Source organism: Spirosoma humi, from assembly GCF_054776575.1.
Window position 1 is genome coordinate 624411 of record NZ_BAAHBR010000015.1, and the last position, 18744, is coordinate 643154.

General features: G+C 52.5%; 13 protein-coding genes. 10 read left to right on the forward strand and 3 right to left on the reverse strand.

Features of this window, described 5'->3' with window-relative positions:
* The first annotated feature begins 587 nt into the window (after nucleotides 1-587).
* The 7 genes from ACYU8Y_RS18935 (at nucleotide 588) to ACYU8Y_RS18965 (ending at nucleotide 8331) form a co-directional block, all read left to right on the forward strand.
* Nucleotides 588-1613, forward strand: a complete 1026-nt coding sequence (locus ACYU8Y_RS18935) for an ABC transporter transmembrane domain-containing protein (RefSeq protein WP_460939633.1) — start codon at nucleotides 588-590, stop codon at nucleotides 1611-1613.
* Between the two features lie 41 nt (nucleotides 1614-1654).
* Entirely contained in the window at nucleotides 1655-3001 is a 1347-nt protein-coding gene (locus ACYU8Y_RS18940) for an HlyD family secretion protein (RefSeq protein ID WP_460939634.1), read from the forward strand.
* A 12-nt stretch (nucleotides 3002-3013) separates the two neighbouring features.
* A complete protein-coding gene (locus ACYU8Y_RS18945) occupies nucleotides 3014-4486 on the forward strand; it encodes a TolC family protein (RefSeq protein ID WP_460939635.1) in 1473 nt (490 codons plus the stop codon).
* 998 nt (nucleotides 4487-5484) lie between these two features.
* The gene (locus ACYU8Y_RS18950) at nucleotides 5485-5880 is read left to right on the forward strand and encodes a LytR/AlgR family response regulator transcription factor (protein ID WP_460939636.1); all 396 of its coding nucleotides are present in this window, start codon (nucleotides 5485-5487) and stop codon (nucleotides 5878-5880) included.
* Between the two features lie 80 nt (nucleotides 5881-5960).
* Complete coding sequence (locus ACYU8Y_RS18955) at nucleotides 5961-6254, forward strand: PAAR domain-containing protein (protein WP_460939637.1); 294 nt, start codon at nucleotides 5961-5963, stop codon at nucleotides 6252-6254.
* A 37-nt stretch (nucleotides 6255-6291) separates the two neighbouring features.
* Nucleotides 6292-7170, forward strand: a complete 879-nt coding sequence (locus ACYU8Y_RS18960) for a TssN family type VI secretion system protein (protein ID WP_460939638.1) — start codon at nucleotides 6292-6294, stop codon at nucleotides 7168-7170.
* A gap of 6 nt (nucleotides 7171-7176) precedes the next feature.
* The gene (locus ACYU8Y_RS18965; protein WP_460939639.1) at nucleotides 7177-8331 is read left to right on the forward strand and encodes a hypothetical protein; all 1155 of its coding nucleotides are present in this window, start codon (nucleotides 7177-7179) and stop codon (nucleotides 8329-8331) included.
* Here ACYU8Y_RS18965 and ACYU8Y_RS18970 read toward each other — a convergent pair.
* The 3 genes from ACYU8Y_RS18970 to ACYU8Y_RS18980 all read right to left on the reverse strand — a co-directional run bounded on the left by ACYU8Y_RS18970 (nucleotide 8225) and on the right by ACYU8Y_RS18980 (nucleotide 14334).
* Complete coding sequence (locus ACYU8Y_RS18970) at nucleotides 8225-11221, reverse strand: DUF6531 domain-containing protein (RefSeq protein WP_460939640.1); 2997 nt, start codon at nucleotides 11219-11221, stop codon at nucleotides 8225-8227. The genes ACYU8Y_RS18965 and ACYU8Y_RS18970 overlap by 107 nt on opposite strands.
* An 87-nt stretch (nucleotides 11222-11308) precedes the next feature.
* The gene (locus tag ACYU8Y_RS18975; protein WP_460939641.1) at nucleotides 11309-12586 is read right to left on the reverse strand and encodes a hypothetical protein; all 1278 of its coding nucleotides are present in this window, start codon (nucleotides 12584-12586) and stop codon (nucleotides 11309-11311) included.
* A 17-nt stretch (nucleotides 12587-12603) separates the two neighbouring features.
* Complete coding sequence (locus ACYU8Y_RS18980; protein ID WP_460939642.1) at nucleotides 12604-14334, reverse strand: type VI secretion system Vgr family protein; 1731 nt, start codon at nucleotides 14332-14334, stop codon at nucleotides 12604-12606.
* A 185-nt stretch (nucleotides 14335-14519) separates the two neighbouring features.
* Here ACYU8Y_RS18980 and ACYU8Y_RS18985 point away from each other — a divergent pair, with 185 nt between their 5' ends.
* Genes ACYU8Y_RS18985 through ACYU8Y_RS18995 form a run of 3 tightly spaced genes read left to right on the forward strand, consistent with a single transcriptional unit; the run spans nucleotide 14520 to nucleotide 18738 of the window.
* Nucleotides 14520-14951, forward strand: a complete 432-nt coding sequence (locus ACYU8Y_RS18985; RefSeq protein WP_460939643.1) for a GPW/gp25 family protein — start codon at nucleotides 14520-14522, stop codon at nucleotides 14949-14951.
* A 45-nt stretch (nucleotides 14952-14996) separates the two neighbouring features.
* Nucleotides 14997-16892: a hypothetical protein gene (locus ACYU8Y_RS18990; protein WP_460939644.1), complete on the forward strand. Its 1896-nt coding sequence runs from the start codon at nucleotides 14997-14999 to the stop codon at nucleotides 16890-16892.
* 22 nt (nucleotides 16893-16914) lie between these two features.
* Nucleotides 16915-18738, forward strand: coding sequence for a hypothetical protein (locus ACYU8Y_RS18995; protein ID WP_460939645.1), 1824 nt, complete (start codon nucleotides 16915-16917; stop codon nucleotides 18736-18738).
* Nucleotides 18739-18744: the final 6 nt, after the last annotated feature.

The following is an 18744-nucleotide window of genomic DNA, read 5'->3' on the forward strand; positions in this document are numbered from 1 at the left end:
AGTAACAACGATAGCAATCATCTTGTTACTCAGGTCGCCAGTGGCATGTACTTCACCCGATCGTGAGCGGTACAATAAAGTCGGCTCACTCCCTGACCGACAGCCAGCACTCGTTCCGATTAAAATCACTTCTATCGCTGCCATTGGCTGTAAGCTCTGTCCTGCAAAGTCTCGCCGGACTAATCGGGCCAAAATTACACCTGAACCATGAGTAAGATTACGGTAATCCTGGCGCTACAACATGGCCCTGAGCTGGAAGCGAACCAGCTAGTTGCCTTCATCCGAATTAACGCTTGAAGGGCCGTAAAGGCCATAAATGAGAATAATTACAGCGAAATTTAATCCCTTTTTAATTTTTAACGTAAATTGCGACTTAATCACAAAACAAATCCAGTTAGTTAATTGTAGAAACCCTTAGTAGCTCATAAGTAATTATACTAGCTATCCCAAACTGAATAACCGGACATTGTCTAACTTTTTGTAAGCCTGATACTTGATCATTCCAGAAGACACGTAAACGGACGTACTGTGTCGTGCAACAGGGAGTTCACCATCTGGTCTTATAAACGTCTTTATAACTTTTCTATATGGCAGGTAAACGTATTGTTGAGTCTTTGCCTTCACCGACCCAACGATTGATTCGGCTCTTAACAACCGAAAAAAAAGACATCGGATACATTTTTATATACGCCCTGATCACCGGCGCAATCAGTCTTTCCTTACCCCTGGGCACTCAGGCCGTTTTTACGCTGGTTTCGAGTGGTCTGGTTTTTAGTTCGGTCTATGTGATGATTGGCCTGGTCATTGTCGGCATCGTCGTGGCCGGCTTGTTGTTGGTTGCCCAAACGACATTGGTTGAACTGCTCCAGCAGCGGGTGTTTACCAAAGCTGCGTTTGAGTTTACCTATCGCTTGCCCCGCATCGACCCCGAAGCGTTGTCAGCCTATCATGCGCCAGAACTGATGAATCGGTTCTTCGATGTGCTGACCATTCAGAAAGGATTGCCCAAACTACTGGTCGATATCACGGCGGCCATAGTGCAGATCGTTTTTGGCTTATTACTGCTGTCAGCCTACCACCCCATATTTATAGGATTTAGCCTTTTCGTCGCGCTGGCGGTGGGGCTGGCTATCCGCATCCTCGGTCCCAGTGGCATCAAGACGAGTCTGGCCGAATCCAAGTATAAATACAAGGTCGAAGCCTGGCTGGAAGACATGGCCAGTGGGCTCCCCAACCAACAACAGGAACCTACCCGCCCGCCAATCGAGCAGGACGAGGCTATGGCCAAGATGGATGAGCTGGTGGCCAGATACCTCACAAACCGGCAGGCTCACTTTGAGGTGATCAAAAAATTTCTGTACAGTGGCGTTGCCTTTAAAACGATTGTCGTGGGTGGCCTGCTGATTCTCGGCACTTCCCTGGTCGTTAGTCGACAGATGTCACTTGGTCAGTTTGTTGCGTCCGAAGTAATGATTGTGCTCATAACCGGTGCTGTTGACAAACTTTTATCCGGTGTCGATACGGTATTTGATATGCTGACGGCCGTCGAAAAGATTGCTACGGTTACCGATTTACCGCTTACCATTTCCAACGTTGAACCTGAATTACACTAAGCACAGAACGTTCTGACCAACTGGCTGCTGCTTTATCATCTATGCTTAATATTTCAAACGAGCGGGTCGATGTCAAAGATCTCGACCGATATCCCATTAAGGCTTTACGCACGCTACCCAATCCCGACAGTGGCCGCCGGCTGGGGCGATGGTGGCTATTTTTTCTGCTCGTTGGGTTGGTGGTTATGTTCCTGCCCTGGCGTCAGAATATCGACGGAACGGGAACCCTAACCGCGCTGACGCCCAAAGACCGGCCCCAAACCATCCAGAATGCCATACCGGGTCGAATAGAACGCTGGCTGGTTAAAGATGGTGATTTTGTCAAACGGGGTGATACCCTGCTGGTTATCTCGGACATTAAGGACGAATTTTTCGATCCAGCCATTATCCAGCGCCTTAATGAACAGCTGACAGCCAAAATCGGCTCAGAGCAGGCTTATGTGGACAAGATCAATGCCTTAAACGGGCAAATTCGGGCCCTTGAAGACGGTGTACGGATTAAACTGGATGCGGCTCGCAACCGGGTCAAACAGTCACAGTATAGGTTGGTTGCCGATGAAGCTGATCTACAGGCAATCCGTCGAAATTACCAGATTACACTCGACCGGATTGCCCGGTACGAAAAAGCATACCAGAATGGCCTTATCTCCCTGACCGATCTGGAAAGTCGGCGCGTCCGCGTTCAGGAGGATAACGCCAAAGTTATTGCGCAGGAGAATAAACTGAGCATCACGCGTCAGGAACTGGTCAATGCTCAGCTTGAGTTAAGCACGATCCAGGCTCAGTTTCAGGAAAATATCGCCAAAGCCCGCTCAGATCAAAGTTCGGCCGTGTCGAGCCGCACCCAAACGGCGGGCGAAGTGGCAAAGTTGCGCAACCAGCTTAGCAACGTCCGGGTCCGCCAGGGACTGTATATTGTTCGGGCACCCCAGAATGGGTTTATCGTTCGGCCCGCCAAAACCGGAATCGGTGAAACCATTTCGGCGGGCGAATCCATTGCAACCCTCCAGCCGGATAAGCCTCAACTGGCGGTCGAGCTGTACGTTCGGGCGATGGATGTTCCCCTGATTCAGCGAGGACGAACCGTCCGGCTGCAGTTCGATGGCTGGCCAGCTATCCAGTTCTCGGGTTGGCCCAGTGTAGCCGTGGGCACATTTGGCGGTAAAGTAGCGGTGATTGATGCTGTCAGCAGCCCCGACGGTCGGTATCGGCTGCTGGTACGGCCCATTCTGCAACCGGGTGATCAGCCGTGGCCAGCTCAGCTACGGGTTGGCTCGGGCGTTCGCGGCTGGGTCATGCTCGACGATGTTCCGATCTGGTATGAACTGTGGCGCTTACTCAATGGGTTTCCGCCCAGCCTAAAAGCTGAGCCAGCAAAAGCAACTTAACGCAATTCCCTCATGATCCGACTGACTTCGTTACGTGATCGTCTGACGGGATGGCTGATTCTGGGGCTGTGCGTGGTGTCGTTCACACTCCGCGGCCAGGGTGATTCATCCCGCCTGGACACAACTGTTTTTCAGGCCCGCCTATTTTATGATCTGGTCCGGCAACACCACCCGCTCATCCGGCAGGCAGGCCTGTTTGGTGAGGAAGCCAGGCAGGTCGTGGTGCAGGCCCGGGGTGCCTTCGACCCTAAGCTGGTGTCGCACTATGATCGTAAAGAGTTTGGCTCAGACCTGTATTATGATCATTGGCAAAACAAACTGGCTGTGCCCATCTGGCCCGCGGGCATCGATCTTAATATCTCGTATGATCGAAATGACCCGACAGGTAAATACATCAACCCCGAAGAGCGTACTCCGCCGACGGGCCTCACCGGCGTTGGCCTAAGCGTACCCATTGGGCGAACCCTGTTCATTGATGCCCGGCGCAATGCTGTGCGGCAGGCCCGGGTAGCACAAAATCTGGCGGAAGCGGATCGTATTAGCCTGATCAACAAAACGCTGTACGAAGCGGCTAGTGCCTATTGGGACTGGTATCTGGCTTATCAGCAGCGTCAGTTACTGACCGAAGGCTACGTGCTGGCCGAACGCCGGTTTAACGCGTTACGCTTACAGGCTCAACTGGGCGATGTGGCCTACATCGACACCACAGAAGCGTTGATTACCGTACAGGATCGGCTGGTCCAGAGACAGCAAGCCGTAGCGGATGAGCAAAACGCCCGACTGCGGGTAAACGTTTTTCTATGGACTCCCGACGGGCAACCTGCTGAACTGCCGCCCTATTCGGTTCCGCAGATACCGCCACCACCCACCTCGGTTGATGTGCTCCAGCGATCACTGCTGGAGCAGGTCGCGGAGCGCCACCCTAATCTAATTAAACTCGACAATAAACTGCAGCAGTTGACGCTGGAAGAGCGTTTCCGACAAGCGATGGTTCAGCCGCAAATTGCCTTGAGCGCTAGTTTGCTCAGCCAGACACCCGCCCTCGATGCGAGCTACGATTGGAGCAGCTATTACTCGTTCCGCCCCCAGAATTATAAAGTCGGGGTCGATATTGTATTTCCTCTGTTTTTACGCAAGGAACGGGGCAAGCTTCGCGAGGTTCAGATCAAATACCAGCAAACACGCCTGGACCGGCAGCACCAGGGGCGTTCGATTGCGAATGGGGTTCAGGTAGCCTATAACCAACTCCAGGCCTTGGTCAATCAGATAACCACCCAGCAGCAGACGATCGAAAATCAGCGAATCCTAGTCAAGGGCGAATCGGATAAATTCCTGTTGGGAGAGAGTTCACTTTTCCTCGTCAATTCCCGAGAGACCAAATTAATCGATCTGCAGATAAAAGGTGAAAAGCTTAAGGCCAGCTATCAAAAAGCCATCGCTGAACTTTACTACAAAGCAGGCAGCAATATTGATGTTACTAACTGACGGCTTCTTTTGCTCCGCGCAATTGCCCTCGGTTCAGTAGCGTTCGACCAAGTCGGTTGATTCCCCCTACTCTCACACATTCCCCTTATTTATCGGGTTCATACACCTCGATAATTAAGGGGAATGTGTCGTTTTAACTCGGGCCCGGCCATAGCGTACTCAGAAACGATAATAAGCTAGAAAGCACACCTCGGTTTTAGCTTAGCAACTAGTAAAAGTCACAATCCACTAAAACCATATTACTGATAATCAAATAGTTACCTCTCATCAACGCCCCTCTATTCAGACTCTATTTTAAAGATCACAACAGCGAATGTTTCGTTTTATGCGCGGTATACGTGATTCTTGAGTTATCAGAAATTGCTATCTGTTGACAGCCAGATACGGCTAAATAACAACAAACCTCCACTCACATACTACAAGTTGTTGCTCACACTCTATTTATCGTCATTGGTATACAAACGGCAATTCTCTGATCAATCTTCGGCTAACTTCGATTGTCGAAAATAAGCCGAGTAACGATCACAATTCGCTTAGTTAAAGAAGCAAAAATACGGTATACTTTAATGCAACAATTAACCCATATTCTTTACACATTCACACACAGGCACCATGTGACAGGCGAGCCGTCTACGTCGAGGGTACTCCATCATACCAACTATTTGCAGCAAGCAGCCCCCTTGAGGATACAGCCCTATTGATCAGACGCTTACACGACCTGTCTACACTTTGTCTACGCTTCATTTTAGGCTATTTGTTTCCCCTAAACGTACATTTGGCTAGTTCCTGACGATACATGTCTACTAAATCAGCACTTAATTAACTTTAATAGAAATAAGCGAGACTTACGTAAGTATAATATTACTATTTCTTGCTTTTATTCAAAAATATCACCTACCTGGTCTATCAATAGGTCACTTCTTTAACAAAACGACAGACGTCGTTAAGTTATCTTCTTATCCGTACTCCTAACCTGTACTTTACTCTTAATACTCACAATGAACAACAGCTTTGCTATCTCAACTTCAGAAGGAACATCTGTTTCAGATATCATTTTATCCGTGCGCGTCAACGACCTCCGAATCGGTTGGCAGAGTAAGTCGATCAGCGACCTGATCATGATAAAAGGCGTACGAGGCTATAGCTGGTTATACTGGAACGATGGCAGCAAACAGATGATGGCGTACACCATTAAGCATTATGCCAATCAATTACCGATTGATGACTTCATCCGCGTTCATCAGAACTGTGTGATCAACCGGAATTTCGTTCAGAAAACACAATTGACCCACCGGGGACCTATGCTACGCTTAGCTACGGGAACAGAGATTATAATTTCCCGGCGTCGCTGGTCAATGGTAAAAAAGGAGCTACAGCATCTTTATTGGGGATGATAGCGCTGTTGCAAACTAGGTAAGCATACACAGGGTTCAATTACACGCTATATTTACTCATTCTTCGATTTTCCTGTTCTATGCCTCCTGCTGCCCGTTTAACCGACATGCACACGTGTCCCCAAGTAACCCCGCCAGGCATTCCGCATGTAGGTGGTCCTATTGTTGGGCCCGGCTGCCCGACGGTGATGATTGGAAACCTGCCCGCTGCTCGCGTCGGAGATTCGCTCGTCTGCGTAGGGCCACCAGACACAATCGTTAAAGGCTCGGCAACCGTGCTGATTGGCGGGGCTCCAGCGGCTCGCATGGGCGATCTGACAGCGCATGGAGGCTCCATTGTGCTGGGGTTGCCGACCGTGATGATCGGCGGGTAAGTCAGGGACGACTAGTCAGGATTTAAGATCACTCTTTATGGATGTCATATCCCCTTTCCTACTAAGTTATTTAGTTGTGGTCCTGATTACGCTGGGCCTGTTCATTGCAACGATATGGCTGAATCGTAAGCTTGAATTAATGAGTAATAAGCGGTTGGTCCTGACTGTCCTGATCAGTGGCTTTGTTATGGCCATTGCCGGGCTGTTTGGCCTGAACGGCTTACAGTTCATTCCCGTCTATTACATTGTCGTACAGGCCTTTAGTTTGGTGTGCGGCATTCTCTTTCTGAGTCGAATGATAGCCGATATGGGTCCTGCCTTTGCCACGAAACCCACGTTCGTGATTCTGATGACGGCCAGTGTCGTCGGCCTAGGCCTTGTCTTGTTCACCCCGCTTTTCAACTACCTGAGCAGCCTCCGGTATGGTCTGCTTCAGTATGATCTATGGGCATCGAGCAGTCTTTTACCCTTTCTGTTGCCGGTACTATTCGCTTACACCTTCAACTCCCTGGTGAATGTACCGAACGAAATCTATAAACTATGGTACTACCCACGTCACGCCGAAGAGGTCGTCATGGAGGGAGTGGATTATTACCGACTGATGCTGCTGGAAGTTCAGATCTATAAAGATCCAAATCGAAAGGAGCCCCCTATTAAAGTCAAGGCCCGCACAACCGGCGACGTAACGTTTGGTACCTGGTTTCAAAAATTTGTCGACGACTACAATCACAAATTCCCGAACGAACCGATTCAGACGTTCGATGATACGGCCCATGAATACGGGTGGTTATTTTATAGCCTGAAACCGTCGTTGTTCCGATTACGGTCGTATATTGATTTTGAGCAGACAATTGCCCAGAACAACCTTCGCGAAAACTACCTGATTGTTGCTAAACGGGTAGAAGAAATCAGCTAACCGCCTATGTTATTTCCCAAGAGCCACCTTCCTGTCAATTGGATCGACGGCATGAAGCTGTCGCAACAGCATTTCGTAGAGACCGATCACCACGTCCAGGATCTGGTGCGTGATTCGGTCTCGCTCTTTCTGACCAGTTATAATTACGGCCTGTTGCCACCGGTCAGAGGTACGTCGGTGGCCCACGAATTTGATTTGCTCGAAAAAAACAGCGACCATGTCGAAGTTCGCTTATCCCGATGCAACGCCATCACGCAGGGCGGCTGCCGCATTGCCATCAATCCGGATGTTCTGAAATTCACGGTCCTGACGGCTTCGTTCGAGATCAACCAAAGTCTGGACGATCAGCTCAGACCGGATTATGACATTGTGCTGGTCGTCAATCCGTTCAAAAAGGTACCCATCGGAAATCCCGATCCGGAAGAATCCCCATTGCGGCATCCGTATACGGAGTACTCTTACCAGCTCATGGTTGTGTCGTCTGAGCAGGTCAATGCCAGCGACCTGGGGCACCATCACCTGCTTATTGGAAAGGCTACGTATCACGAAGGGCATTATATTGTTGATAGTCAATACATTCCACCCTGCGCGTCGGTGGCCAGCCACCCCCGCCTGATCCAGTATTACAAGAATTTTGGCTGGGGTTTAAATGAAATTCAGGTTAGTTCGTTCAAGATTATCCGGAAAATACACGACCAGTCCCAGCCGTCGGATCTGGCTCGCCGGGTGCAGTCGTTTTGCAACCGAATTCTGGATTATCTGGGAACGGTCTTTTTTGAGTATCGCAACCTGGACCACCAGCATCCGCCGGTGTATCTGGTCGGTTATTTTGCCAACCTGACCAGCATCATTTACACGGAACTGTACTGTCTGCCCACCCGTCAAAAAGAGGAGTTGCTGCATTATTTTTACGAGTGGACCGACGTAACACCCGGTCAATTTGAGGAGTTGCTCCTACGATTGCTCGAACATGACTACAACCACCAGCAAATTGGGGCTTCTATGCTGGCGGTAGAGCAGTTTCTGAATGTCTTCACCCGACTTTGGAACAAACTCAGTACGCTCGAATATATCGGGCAGCGGAAAGATACGATTCTGGTGCGAGAGGAGGCTCCCATTCAGCTCGCGCCCACCCGGCGGGGCTGGAATATCCTGGACTGATAGGCAACCCGGTAGCGGCATCGTAGTATCGGAAATTAGCATAAATCAGACCGGCTTCCTGGTCCTCGTATTGGCCCCTGCCCAGGTAGGTATGCCAGTGAGATGGACCGGTCAGGTTGTGCTTTTTACCAAACAGACACCAGCGCCATTCCCAAACCGGATCGCCCTGCAGGTTATGAAATGACAGAGGCTGACCCGCCACGTTACATACCACGCTATACCACTGGTTGCCAACCTGAAGCATCGTTGGCTCGTCACCGCCTGCCGTATACCAGGTTAACGGAATGGGCTCACTCCCCGGCAGATGGTGCCATTCATGGAGGAGTCGACGACCATGCCACGCCCAGCGTACCTGATAGTCGTCCATCTTTTTGTCAAGGCGTCGGCCGAGGGCGTCGTACGTGAACGTTACGACCCGGTTGTCTGGCCGGACAACCCGCTGCAAAACGCCGGACTCATGCCATTGGAATGTCCAGATCTGACCAGACACCCGTTTTTCGCGCAGGTACCCGTCCGCATCGTAATAAAAACGAGCCGTCCCAACCGTCAGCATCTGCCAGCCCAGTTCTGTCATGTCGGGGGCGGGTTTTAGAAGTCGCTGCTGATAGTAAGCCCGTTCGGCTACCCAGCGATCGGTCCAGCCTGCAGAGCAGATTACTTCCGTCGGGTCATTGGCGTCATCGTATCGTATCGTAGCCGTTCCGTACTGGTTGTCGTCTATTCGAACAAGCCGCTGGCGTTCCCATCCATACGTCTGCGAGCGGGAAGCCTGCAAGCCGCTTCCCCAGAAAAGCTTCTGATTGACAGGCAACGAACCGACATCATACTGCCAGCGGCTTTGCAGTCCACCAGGCATCTGGCAGTCGGTCAGACGCCCCAGTCGGTCATAGCTAAACTGTAGCTGCCAATCGGGATGCACCTGTCGGCTCAAATAGCGCCGGGTGTCGTAAGTAGCCTGCACGACCGCCTGCTCCGACGTTTGCCAGCTTATCGGCCGACCGGCTTGGTCATAAGCCGTTGTCACCTGTACGGGGCCCGCGGTTTCGGCGATAATACGGCCCAGGGGGTCGCGCTCAAACTGGATGACCGAAGTTGGTGTGGCGGCCTCAACGAGCCAGCCATCCAGCCGGTAGGCGTAGTGATACCAGCTCCCATCGCTGAAAAGCACCTCGGTCAGGCGTCCGGCTGCATTGTAATGAAAATGGGTCGACGTTCCATCCGGACGAGTGTATTCACGGACAAATCCGGCCGCATCCCGAATGAATTGCCAGTTCAGCCGGTTACTCCGTCGAAGCCGGATGAGCAGTCCATCGGCATCGTAGGTCGGTTGGTCCAGTGCCCCTGTCGACGGTGTCGTTGGCCGGGTTGCGACCGAACGTTCGTTTATTTTCTCGATTATCTCCGTTCTGGTTCCGTCTGGCTGGGTAAGGCTGATCAACTGGCCCAGGAAGTCGTATTCCCGGATGGTCTGCTGACCCACTTCATCGGTCTGTAAGCGCAGATTTGCATAGGCATCATACGCCCACTGACTCCTTTGACCGTTTGGCTTTATGCGTTCCACCAGCAGACCATCTTCAGCATACGAGAACGTTGTTTCGGCGCCAACAGGATCGATACAGGAAAGGAGCCGGCCGCTCTCATCATAGGCCCATTGCCAAACGCCATCAGCGCGGTCTGTCAGGGTAGTTAACTGACCCTGATCCGTATACTGCATTTGCATACCTCCCCCATCCGGCCAGGCGGCCTGGGTCATATTTCCCTGCTCGTCGTAGGCAAAGAACGACGTGTTCCCGAGCCCGTCCTGCTCGCTGGCCAGTTCGCCATATTCATTAAAAAACCAGACCCGCTGCCGTCCACCCGCGCTGATAAATCGCTGAACGATTCCGCCTTCGTGTACGTATTGCCTGACGCCCCCCACCCCATCGGTAACTTCGGTGCGCCCTTCGGCAAACAGGTAACGAAACTGAAGCGCAGGCTTCCCTTTCTCAACCGTTAGCTCGCTGCACACGGGCTGATTCCCCATTTTTTCGTAGGCGAAATAAACACTTTGGCGGAAAGAATCCGTCAGCCGGATCAGTCGATGCTGCCGATAATGGTATTGCGCTACCGGTTTGCCCTGGGCAATGACATCGTTCAGATCATGAAGCTCATCATACTGATAGTCCACCAACGTCAACCGCTTCTGCGGTTGGTTGGGCAGCGTGATCTCCAGGCGACTGATGTGCTGGTGAGCATTTGTCACGATATCAATAACGCGCTGAAAATCATCCGTTATGCGCCGGAGCTGACCCGTACTGGTGTAACTGAACCGAAGTCGATAATCGGTACCGGTTGCTCCAACTGATACTAACCGGCAAAGGCTGCCACTCGGATTCATCGCGAAACGATACAACAGACCGTCCGTTCCCTGTAGCTGGTATCCATATGCATCGCGATTAAGCCGGAGCTTTTCGGATCGGTTCAGGAAGGTTTCGCCCTCGGTCAGAGCCGGAAACATAACGCCCCGGCTGTCGGGCAGGCGGATAATCACCTGCCGGCTGTGTCGGTCCTCCAGCAACAAAAAATCATACGAATGACGCCAGCCATTGCCCACTGAGCCGGTAACCAGCTGGTTAGAACGCCAGAAACGAGCCCACCGAAACGGCACTACACCCGGAATGTCTACGTCAACCTGCTCAACCAGCACTTCGCCGGTAGCGACATCGACAAACCGTCCGACCAGCGTACGGCGCGCGGCTGGTACTACCTGACTGTCTTCCGGTCGAAGTGCCAGCCGTTGCCTGCTTTCGTTGAGTTGCTCCTGGTTTTCCTCTTCCCTCAATAAGCTGCGCACAACAGCGGGATAAATCAATCGGCGTAATCCTGACCGAAATAAGGGTGATTCTGGCATATAGAGATTCGATACGCTGGTGTCGCCGTGCTGTCGGTTACTTCTAACCGACAGCACAAAAACTGCTTTATCGTTAAAAAAATACAATTACGTTTTTCGCCACTCAGGGCCAAGCACCTGGGCAATTAAGTCAGCCACTTTCTGTCTTTTTTCGGGTGTTTGCTGCTGTTGCCAGTAGAGTTGGCCAATATCGGACAGACGGGCGAGCTGATGCTGTTCGGGAGGAAGCTGTTCGGCCAGCGCAAATACCTGCCTGTAGTGCGTTTCGGATTGCCGCATCCGGCTTTCCTGCGCCTGGACCATCCCCAATCGGCGATGACTTTCGATGGCCAGCAGCCATTCCTTCAGCGTTTCGGCCCGCTCGCTGGCTAAATTATAGGAGTCGATAGCACGCTGCCGCTGACGCAAGGACTCGTACACGCCACCCGCACCCAGCCAGGCCATGATACTCATTCGGCCAGCCGATTCGTCGCCCTGACCGAACAAGCCTTCCATCTGGTCAATTACCCGGCCATAGCGGGCCAGTGCTTCCTCGTAGCGACGGTGGGTTACGTAAGCGTGGGCAACCGACAGATGAACACTCCCCTCCAGGGTGTGCCACTGCTCCTGCTGGCAAATCAGCAGGCAATTGCTGGCAAAATAGTCGACGTCCCGCAGGTTCCGCTGGCTCAGCGCATTCGATAACTCGGCATGCCATTGGCGGAACTTTACATCGGGGGCCGTTGGTGGCCCGGAGGACGCTAGCTGCCGGATCACCTTCTGAAGCTGAAGATCAATTGTGTGTGAATAAACCTCGGGGCCAAACCGGCCTGGTAACGTGGCCAGTTGTTCCTCCCCGATCGTATCGGCTACGATCAGGCGAACATCGGGCGACAGTTTGCCCAGCAGCAAAGCCGTCAATACCTGATCCAGTATTGCCGGATTGGCCGATGAGGCCGGTAGCATACACAGCACCAACACCCCATCGGTGTGCGCACTCAGTCCTTTGACAAACCGATTGACATACCCCACGAAACGAACCAGTGAATCCGCTTCGTTTTTTTTCGGGTCGACGGCCCGAACAATAGCCAGATTCCGTTCAGCAAGAAGCGCACTGTCGTGGTCGATCAGGCTGGATAGTTCGTCCAGCGCCTGGTCGAAATACGTTTGCCAGTGCTGAACCGGCGTCCGAAGGGTTATGAACACATCGTTGGAAATGGCATCGGGTCCGGCCTGCTCCTGCAGGAAAACATCCAGAAACCAGGCTTCACCCGGCGCAAACAGCCATCGGCATAAACGCGCATCGGGCAGCCGCCGGAATTCCAGCCAGAGCCGTTCCAGAACTGCCAGCCGCTGGCTCAGCGGATTGGTGGCTACAAATGGCATAGATTCCCCGGATCGCGTTAATTGATCATGACCATTGAGCCCTTAACGGCCGTTATGCCCGAACTTTTCACGTTCATGGTGGCCATGCCTTCTATATCCGTCATATTGCCTTTCACGGCCATCTGGGCGGTGGCTTCTATTTTTACCTGAGCGCCTTTGATCGTCACGGCCTGTTTGCCTTCTATCGTTACGGTCGTGCCGGACAGAACAATTTCCGGCGCTTCGACGGTGACTTTGGCCGTCGCCTTTACCAAAATATCCTTGGACGATTGCACCGTAATCGTGCCGTTGCCGCTCGGCACGGCGATCTTGACAAAGTTTTTTTCGTCGACCTGCAGGTGAATCTCCTTCACCGACGGTTTTTCGATAAACGTCAGGGTGCTGCCGCTGCCCACGCTGATGTGTTTTTCCTCCTCAGGCTTGCTGGTATCAATGCCGCTATTCTTCCCATGAGGCAACGCACCGATCACGAAGGGTCGCTCCGGGTCATTGTACTCGAACCCCACCATGACCTGATCGCCAACGGTGGGAACGAATTGAAAACCCCTTGTTTTTTTGTTATCGGCATGAAGCCCGAAGTGCGGCAGCGTCATTCGGATGAACGGGGTCGTATCGGGCGCTTTCATCCACAGCATTTTCACCTTCACCCGGCCCATTCCTTTCGGATCTTTGTTGTCGGTCACTTCGCCAATCTGGGTTTGTGCCATGGGGCGTACCAGTTTCCGGACGGGCATGGCTACCACCGTGGCCGGAATAGCCCGAAACCGATTGTGATACTGCCCAACGCCATCTACGTAATGCACAACATCGGTGACCAGATAGGGCGCAGATTGCCCCCCTTTGCCCAGTGGGGAATCTTTCACGATAATTTTACAGCCCGGATACAAACCAGGTACTCGTGCCTGACCCTCCATATACTTTTCTTCGGCCGCCAGAGCCGCTTTGCGATTGTCGCGATAGGGAGTCATATCGGCCGTAGCCTGAGCCGGGTGCGGATTGATGACGCCATCATTTTCGGGTTTGCCATAGGGGGCCAGGTCCTTGGTGGATTCCGTTTCCAGCCGACGATCCTCTTCCGGCAAATAATCGTAGTGTTTAAAATAGGTCGGAACAGCCCGCACGCCCGTGCGAAAATGAATCAGGTTCGCCCCGAAGGTTAGGGTCAGTGCCGATGGCGTACCGGGGCTGGTCGTAAACTGCAATTTTGCGCCATCGTAGTAAAACCAGGCCCCAAAATCATAGGCCAGCCGTTTCAGAAAGTCCCAGGTCGACTCCTGGTAACGAACGCAGAACGGCAGTTTGGCGGGTCCCAGGGGTGCGGTTACTTTTTTAGGCTGTACATATGAGCTTAGGGAGGCCGACACGACATCCGAAATCGACTTGTCGATAAATGTCTGGGTGCCGGGCACGGTCCGCAAGGCTTCACAATGGCCATGCCCAATCAGTGTCATGAGGCCCCAGTATCCATCGTCCTGCTGCCGTAATTCGGTTTGGGTAATGACCCCTTTGAACTCCAGCGGACTAGTAGACGCATCCCCTTTGATGGTAAGGTCGATCGATTTTCGCTGGAGCTGATCAAATTGATCCGAAAACAACGTCATCAATTCTTCGATAGCGTCGTGTTCAAACAACACCCGAAATTCGTGCGTGGAATGAATGGACTGCTGGAGAGTTAGCGAACGAAAAGACGAGATCCGTTTTCCTTCGATGAGTAATGTAGTTTCGGCAACAACTGAATAAACAGACATGGTAAGGAGAAGCGAGAGGGTAAGAGCGCCTGGTTAGGTTTCCCAAGAGAGCAGGCAAACAGCGTTGAATTTAGGGCCAGGAATTAACCACGCCGAATGTAAGAAAATGCTTGTCGATTACCAACCAATTTTGTTTATTGGTTAGGATTTGTTACAGCCCCCTACCGTACTACCCGTAAATAACTATGAATCAGCCATTTTACCGTCTACCAATTCGCTTTGGACCTTTGATGGCCGGCAAAGAATTACCGACCTGTGGCGTGGGTGTTTCGATCGCTCAGGTGCTGTATTTATTACTCCACACCAAGTACGGAGAGCTCCGAAGTGACCGCTCGTTCGGCTGCAAAATCTGGGATATTGAGTTCGATCATACCATTCGAAACAGCCGTTGGATCGACTACCTGTGCGACTCCCTCGAAGCTGCGATCCGGCAACATGAAGGCCGACTGAAAAACCCGCAGGTATCGGTCCAGTTTCAGCCCGTTGAGCATCGGCTTGATGCAACGCCGGCAGAATACCGGCGGCTGGCAACCGTAACGATCAACGCGATCCTGTGCGAAACCGAAGAGCCGTTCCGGTTTGCGACCCAACTGCATATCGGGCAGTTGTCCACCTAACAAGCCGTACCCTCCGACAAACGCCACTTTATTACCCGACCACCCATGCCGCTGAGTGACCAACGATCTTATTTTTCCAAAGAAGCTATCCGGCAACGTTTATTGCTGCACATGATGCAGATGTGGGGCGTTCGGGACCTGAACAACCTCGATTCGTTTGTCCGGATGCTGATCGATACGCTGGCCAATGAAGTATATAAAATCAGTAACGAATTCATGGAGTCGGAAGGGCGCGTCCTTGAGCGCCTGTCCGACCTGCTGACACCCGACTTACTGACCATTCCCCAACCGGCCCACGCCATCATGCAGGCCCACCCGGCTGAACCCGTCGTCGAATTAGGTCCGAACCAGAGTTTTCTTTTTCAGCAGAAATACGCGTCGCAGCTGATGGGTGAGCTGGACAGCCTGCAGGATCTGTTTTTCTCAGCCGTCGATTCGCTTAGGCTTGTCGACGGGCGGGTGGCTTATCTGGCGGCCGGTTCTCACCTCCACGCCATTCATCCGCAGTTGGGCAAACGGCTGATAGCCCCAGCAAGGCCGCTCCGAAAACTGGCCCCGAAAACACTCTGGATCGGGTTAGCCCTCAACCCGGCCATCGACACCCTTGACCGGATAAATTTCTTTTTCAGCTGGCCCACGGACGTAGATTCACAACCGTTACTTCCGCTGCTTGCGTTGAGTCGCTGGTATCTGAACGGCACTCTTTTACAGACCGCTACCGGTCCGGCGTATGCCAAGGCTACTGAACGCACAAGTGATGGACCGGCTCAACTACTGTCTGAATACGAGATTAGTAATCAACTCGAAAGCGACATCCGGCAAACCTACCAGACGCGCTTCGTTCATATTCAGCAGCCTGCCACCGGCGAGCTGGAGAGCCTCAAAATGCCTTATCCAGCCGCCTTTAGTGAGGCTTTTGGCACCCAGGAGTTGCAGTCATTAGCGAGTGAATCGTTGCTTTGGCTAGAGGTTACCTTTCCGGCCCGCTTCGACGAGACAGTACTGGAAAAGACGGCCGTCGAGCTGAATGCCTTTCCGGCCCTGAACCGAAAAGCTAACCGGATTCTGTACCGGACCAACGCCAATTATAACCTCCTCCCCCTACAAACAGCTCCTTTCGAAACCCTGCTGCTGGTTCGGATGGTCGTGGATAGCAAAGAGCGGGTATTTACGCCGTTCCCCTTCCACAAAGCGGATCATATCGATGAGGGCGGGTATGCCGTTCGTCGGGGTGGCGTCGAGCGGTTCGATGTCCGGAATGCCCGTGAACAGTTGACCTTTCTGCTGGAACTGCTTCGCGATGAATCCGTTGCGTTTGCCGTTTACGGGCAGGATACGGTACGCTTGCTGCTGACCCAGTTGCAGGAAAAGATCGAGCAACTTGAGCGCAAGGTTCAGAACACGATGACACCGCCGATCGCCCTGAATCAATACGTGCTGTTTAAGCCGTTTGAGGAAGGGGATACCATGCAGGTCGATTTCTGGACGACCAACTGCGAACTGGCCAACCGTATTCCCGCGGGTACCACCTTGCAGGCATACAGCTCGAATAGTCTTCAGAACGAAAGCATCAAATTATTGACAACCACCCTTGGCGGCCGCAGCCGTCCTTCCGCGCTCCACCGGGTGCAGACATACCGGTATGCGCTGATGACCCATCAGCGTATTGTCACCCTGGAAGATATCCGGGCCTTTTTTCACCACGAATTAGGGGACTTGCTGGAATCGGTTACGATAAAGAAAGGTGTTGCTACGGGCAATACACAAAAAGAAGGCCTGATCCGAACCGTCGATATCAGCCTGCATCCTGCGGAGGATTGCACCCTCACCCAGGACGAGTGGAACGTGATGCTGGAAGGACTTCGGCAGAAGCTGATCCACCGTTCGGGCCAGGTAACGTCATACCGGTTGTTCCTGGCGCAGGAAACGCCACACCTTTAGCTTTTAGCCTTGTCTTTCGTTTATGCGTCTATTTTTCTGGATTATACTTAGTAGTGCTGTTCTCGTCCTGGTCAATCGTGTGGCGGCACAGGATTCACTAAACTATAACCCGTTGACCCTAACCCAATCAACAACCATTGATGCCTTTACGCCTGTAAAATGGCGGGTAAGCGGTTCGGTTGGCTACAACCGGCTGCTCCCTAAAGGATACGCCAATGATAACCTGTACCTGACACACGGGTTCCAGGCTGCGTTGTCAACGGATTATTTCGTCGGACGATACTGGGGACTGGGTATTTCTATGGGCTACCAGAACCTGGTCGTCAGCGACTTATACAAGAAAGATCCGGGGATCCCTAAATTTCCTACGCCCCGCTTTTTACCACTCAGGCCCCTGAATAGCTTCATGCTGACGATCGGGCCCGCCTTCTCGTTTCCACTTAGTCAGCGGGTTCTGTTTGATCTTGACCTGCGGGGGGGGCTGTTTTACAATGACGCCCCTGTTTTAGGGGCTTACCTGTCGAACTCCTTTCAAGACGATCCCTCGAATGGTGTATTCCTGACGACAGCCATTCCCAATGATCGACGGTTCCGGGCTGGTTTCAATGCCAGCGCTGGGATTAAATACCAGCTTACGCAGCAACTGAGTGCGGGGCTGTCGGCCAATACCTCATTCAGTTCGTTTGGCTATTCGCAGGTAGGCAGCACGAATAACTTCGTCCAGAAACAAGTCGATATGACAATGTATGGCGTGCAGGCCGCCGTTTCGTACCGTTTTTTGTCTTCGCAGCGGCCCCGCACCAGTACGGTCGCGGCACCCTCCGCCAGCCCCAGGCCCGTTTGCTATCCGCCCGTTCTGGATCCGGCTCAAATCAACGAATATTACATTGGTACGACCAGCCAGCCGGTTATCAGATGGCGAAGCAGCGCGCCCATTTATACGGAGGGCGAACGGTATTCGTTCCGGCTTTATACCTTACCAGGCAATAAACTGGTCTACGAAAAAACGGTTCAGGAGCCCCAACTGGCCTGGCCAGCGCAACTGGCGATTCCCGATACCGCGACCTATTTTTTCTACTCGATTGCGACAACCCGAGTCGACAACCTGGAGCAAACCTGTCGAAGTGAGCCCGTTGTTGGAACGCTCGGTTTTTATAAGCGGCCATCGGCCGAGAAGGTGCAGCCAACGGCTCCTCGTGAACCGGCCTTCACGTTGAAATTATACGAACTGCGGTTAGTGCCCGTAGCCAGGACAACGGCCCCGACAACGAAGGGTAAGCCTAAACAGACGACGCTCACGAAAGGCCGAAAACCCGTTCAGACAAAACCCGTCAGCCAGTCGGCCGAGTCCGTTGATTCGTTGCAGGTACCCGTTGTACGGCCGGATTCGGTTCGCTCCGATTCCGTTCGGTTACGTCCCGTGCTGGTCGATTCGGTCCGCTCCGACTCGGCTCGGGCCGATTCTCTTCGCACCCGTCCTGTTCGATCCGACTCCGTTCGTTCGGATTCTGTTAAGGCTGACTCGTTACGCGCTCTGACCCTGCGGACCGATTCGGTGCGGACTACGCGGCTTCCGACCGCTACCAAGGTGGTGTTCAGGCTTGTTTATGACGGACCTATTCAGGAGCCAACGTTCACTTGGCCTGGCCTGGCTCCACTACCAGCCCAACCAACTGTTTATCAGTACATTATTAGCCGAATTAGCAATCGCCAGATTGTGCAGAACCATTACCTGCTGGTTGAACCTGATGGCTGCTCGACGATTATTTACGAAGCGGCCAAAACTAAGTTTTTGCAAAACAGAAGCCCAGTCAGGCAACCACCGGTAAAGAAATCACCGGACTAAGGAGAC

Excerpts from the sequence above, each read along its gene's own strand:
- ACYU8Y_RS18975 (WP_460939641.1), bottom strand. The coding sequence starts at position 12,586 with ATGCCATTTGTAGCCACCAATCCGCTGAGCCAGCGGCTGGCAGTTCTG.
- ACYU8Y_RS18990 (WP_460939644.1), top strand. The coding sequence starts at position 14,997 with ATGCCGCTGAGTGACCAACGATCTTATTTTTCCAAAGAAGCTATCCGG.
- ACYU8Y_RS18935 (WP_460939633.1), top strand. The coding sequence starts at position 588 with ATGGCAGGTAAACGTATTGTTGAGTCTTTGCCTTCACCGACCCAACGA.
- ACYU8Y_RS18940 (WP_460939634.1), top strand. The coding sequence starts at position 1,655 with ATGCTTAATATTTCAAACGAGCGGGTCGATGTCAAAGATCTCGACCGA.
- ACYU8Y_RS18965 (WP_460939639.1), top strand. The coding sequence starts at position 7,177 with ATGTTATTTCCCAAGAGCCACCTTCCTGTCAATTGGATCGACGGCATG.
- ACYU8Y_RS18980 (WP_460939642.1), bottom strand. The coding sequence starts at position 14,334 with ATGTCTGTTTATTCAGTTGTTGCCGAAACTACATTACTCATCGAAGGA.
- ACYU8Y_RS18950 (WP_460939636.1), top strand. The coding sequence starts at position 5,485 with ATGAACAACAGCTTTGCTATCTCAACTTCAGAAGGAACATCTGTTTCA.
- ACYU8Y_RS18970 (WP_460939640.1), bottom strand. The coding sequence starts at position 11,221 with ATGCCAGAATCACCCTTATTTCGGTCAGGATTACGCCGATTGATTTAT.
- ACYU8Y_RS18955 (WP_460939637.1), top strand. The coding sequence starts at position 5,961 with ATGCCTCCTGCTGCCCGTTTAACCGACATGCACACGTGTCCCCAAGTA.
- ACYU8Y_RS18985 (WP_460939643.1), top strand. The coding sequence starts at position 14,520 with ATGAATCAGCCATTTTACCGTCTACCAATTCGCTTTGGACCTTTGATG.
- ACYU8Y_RS18945 (WP_460939635.1), top strand. The coding sequence starts at position 3,014 with ATGATCCGACTGACTTCGTTACGTGATCGTCTGACGGGATGGCTGATT.
- ACYU8Y_RS18995 (WP_460939645.1), top strand. The coding sequence starts at position 16,915 with ATGCGTCTATTTTTCTGGATTATACTTAGTAGTGCTGTTCTCGTCCTG.
- ACYU8Y_RS18960 (WP_460939638.1), top strand. The coding sequence starts at position 6,292 with ATGGATGTCATATCCCCTTTCCTACTAAGTTATTTAGTTGTGGTCCTG.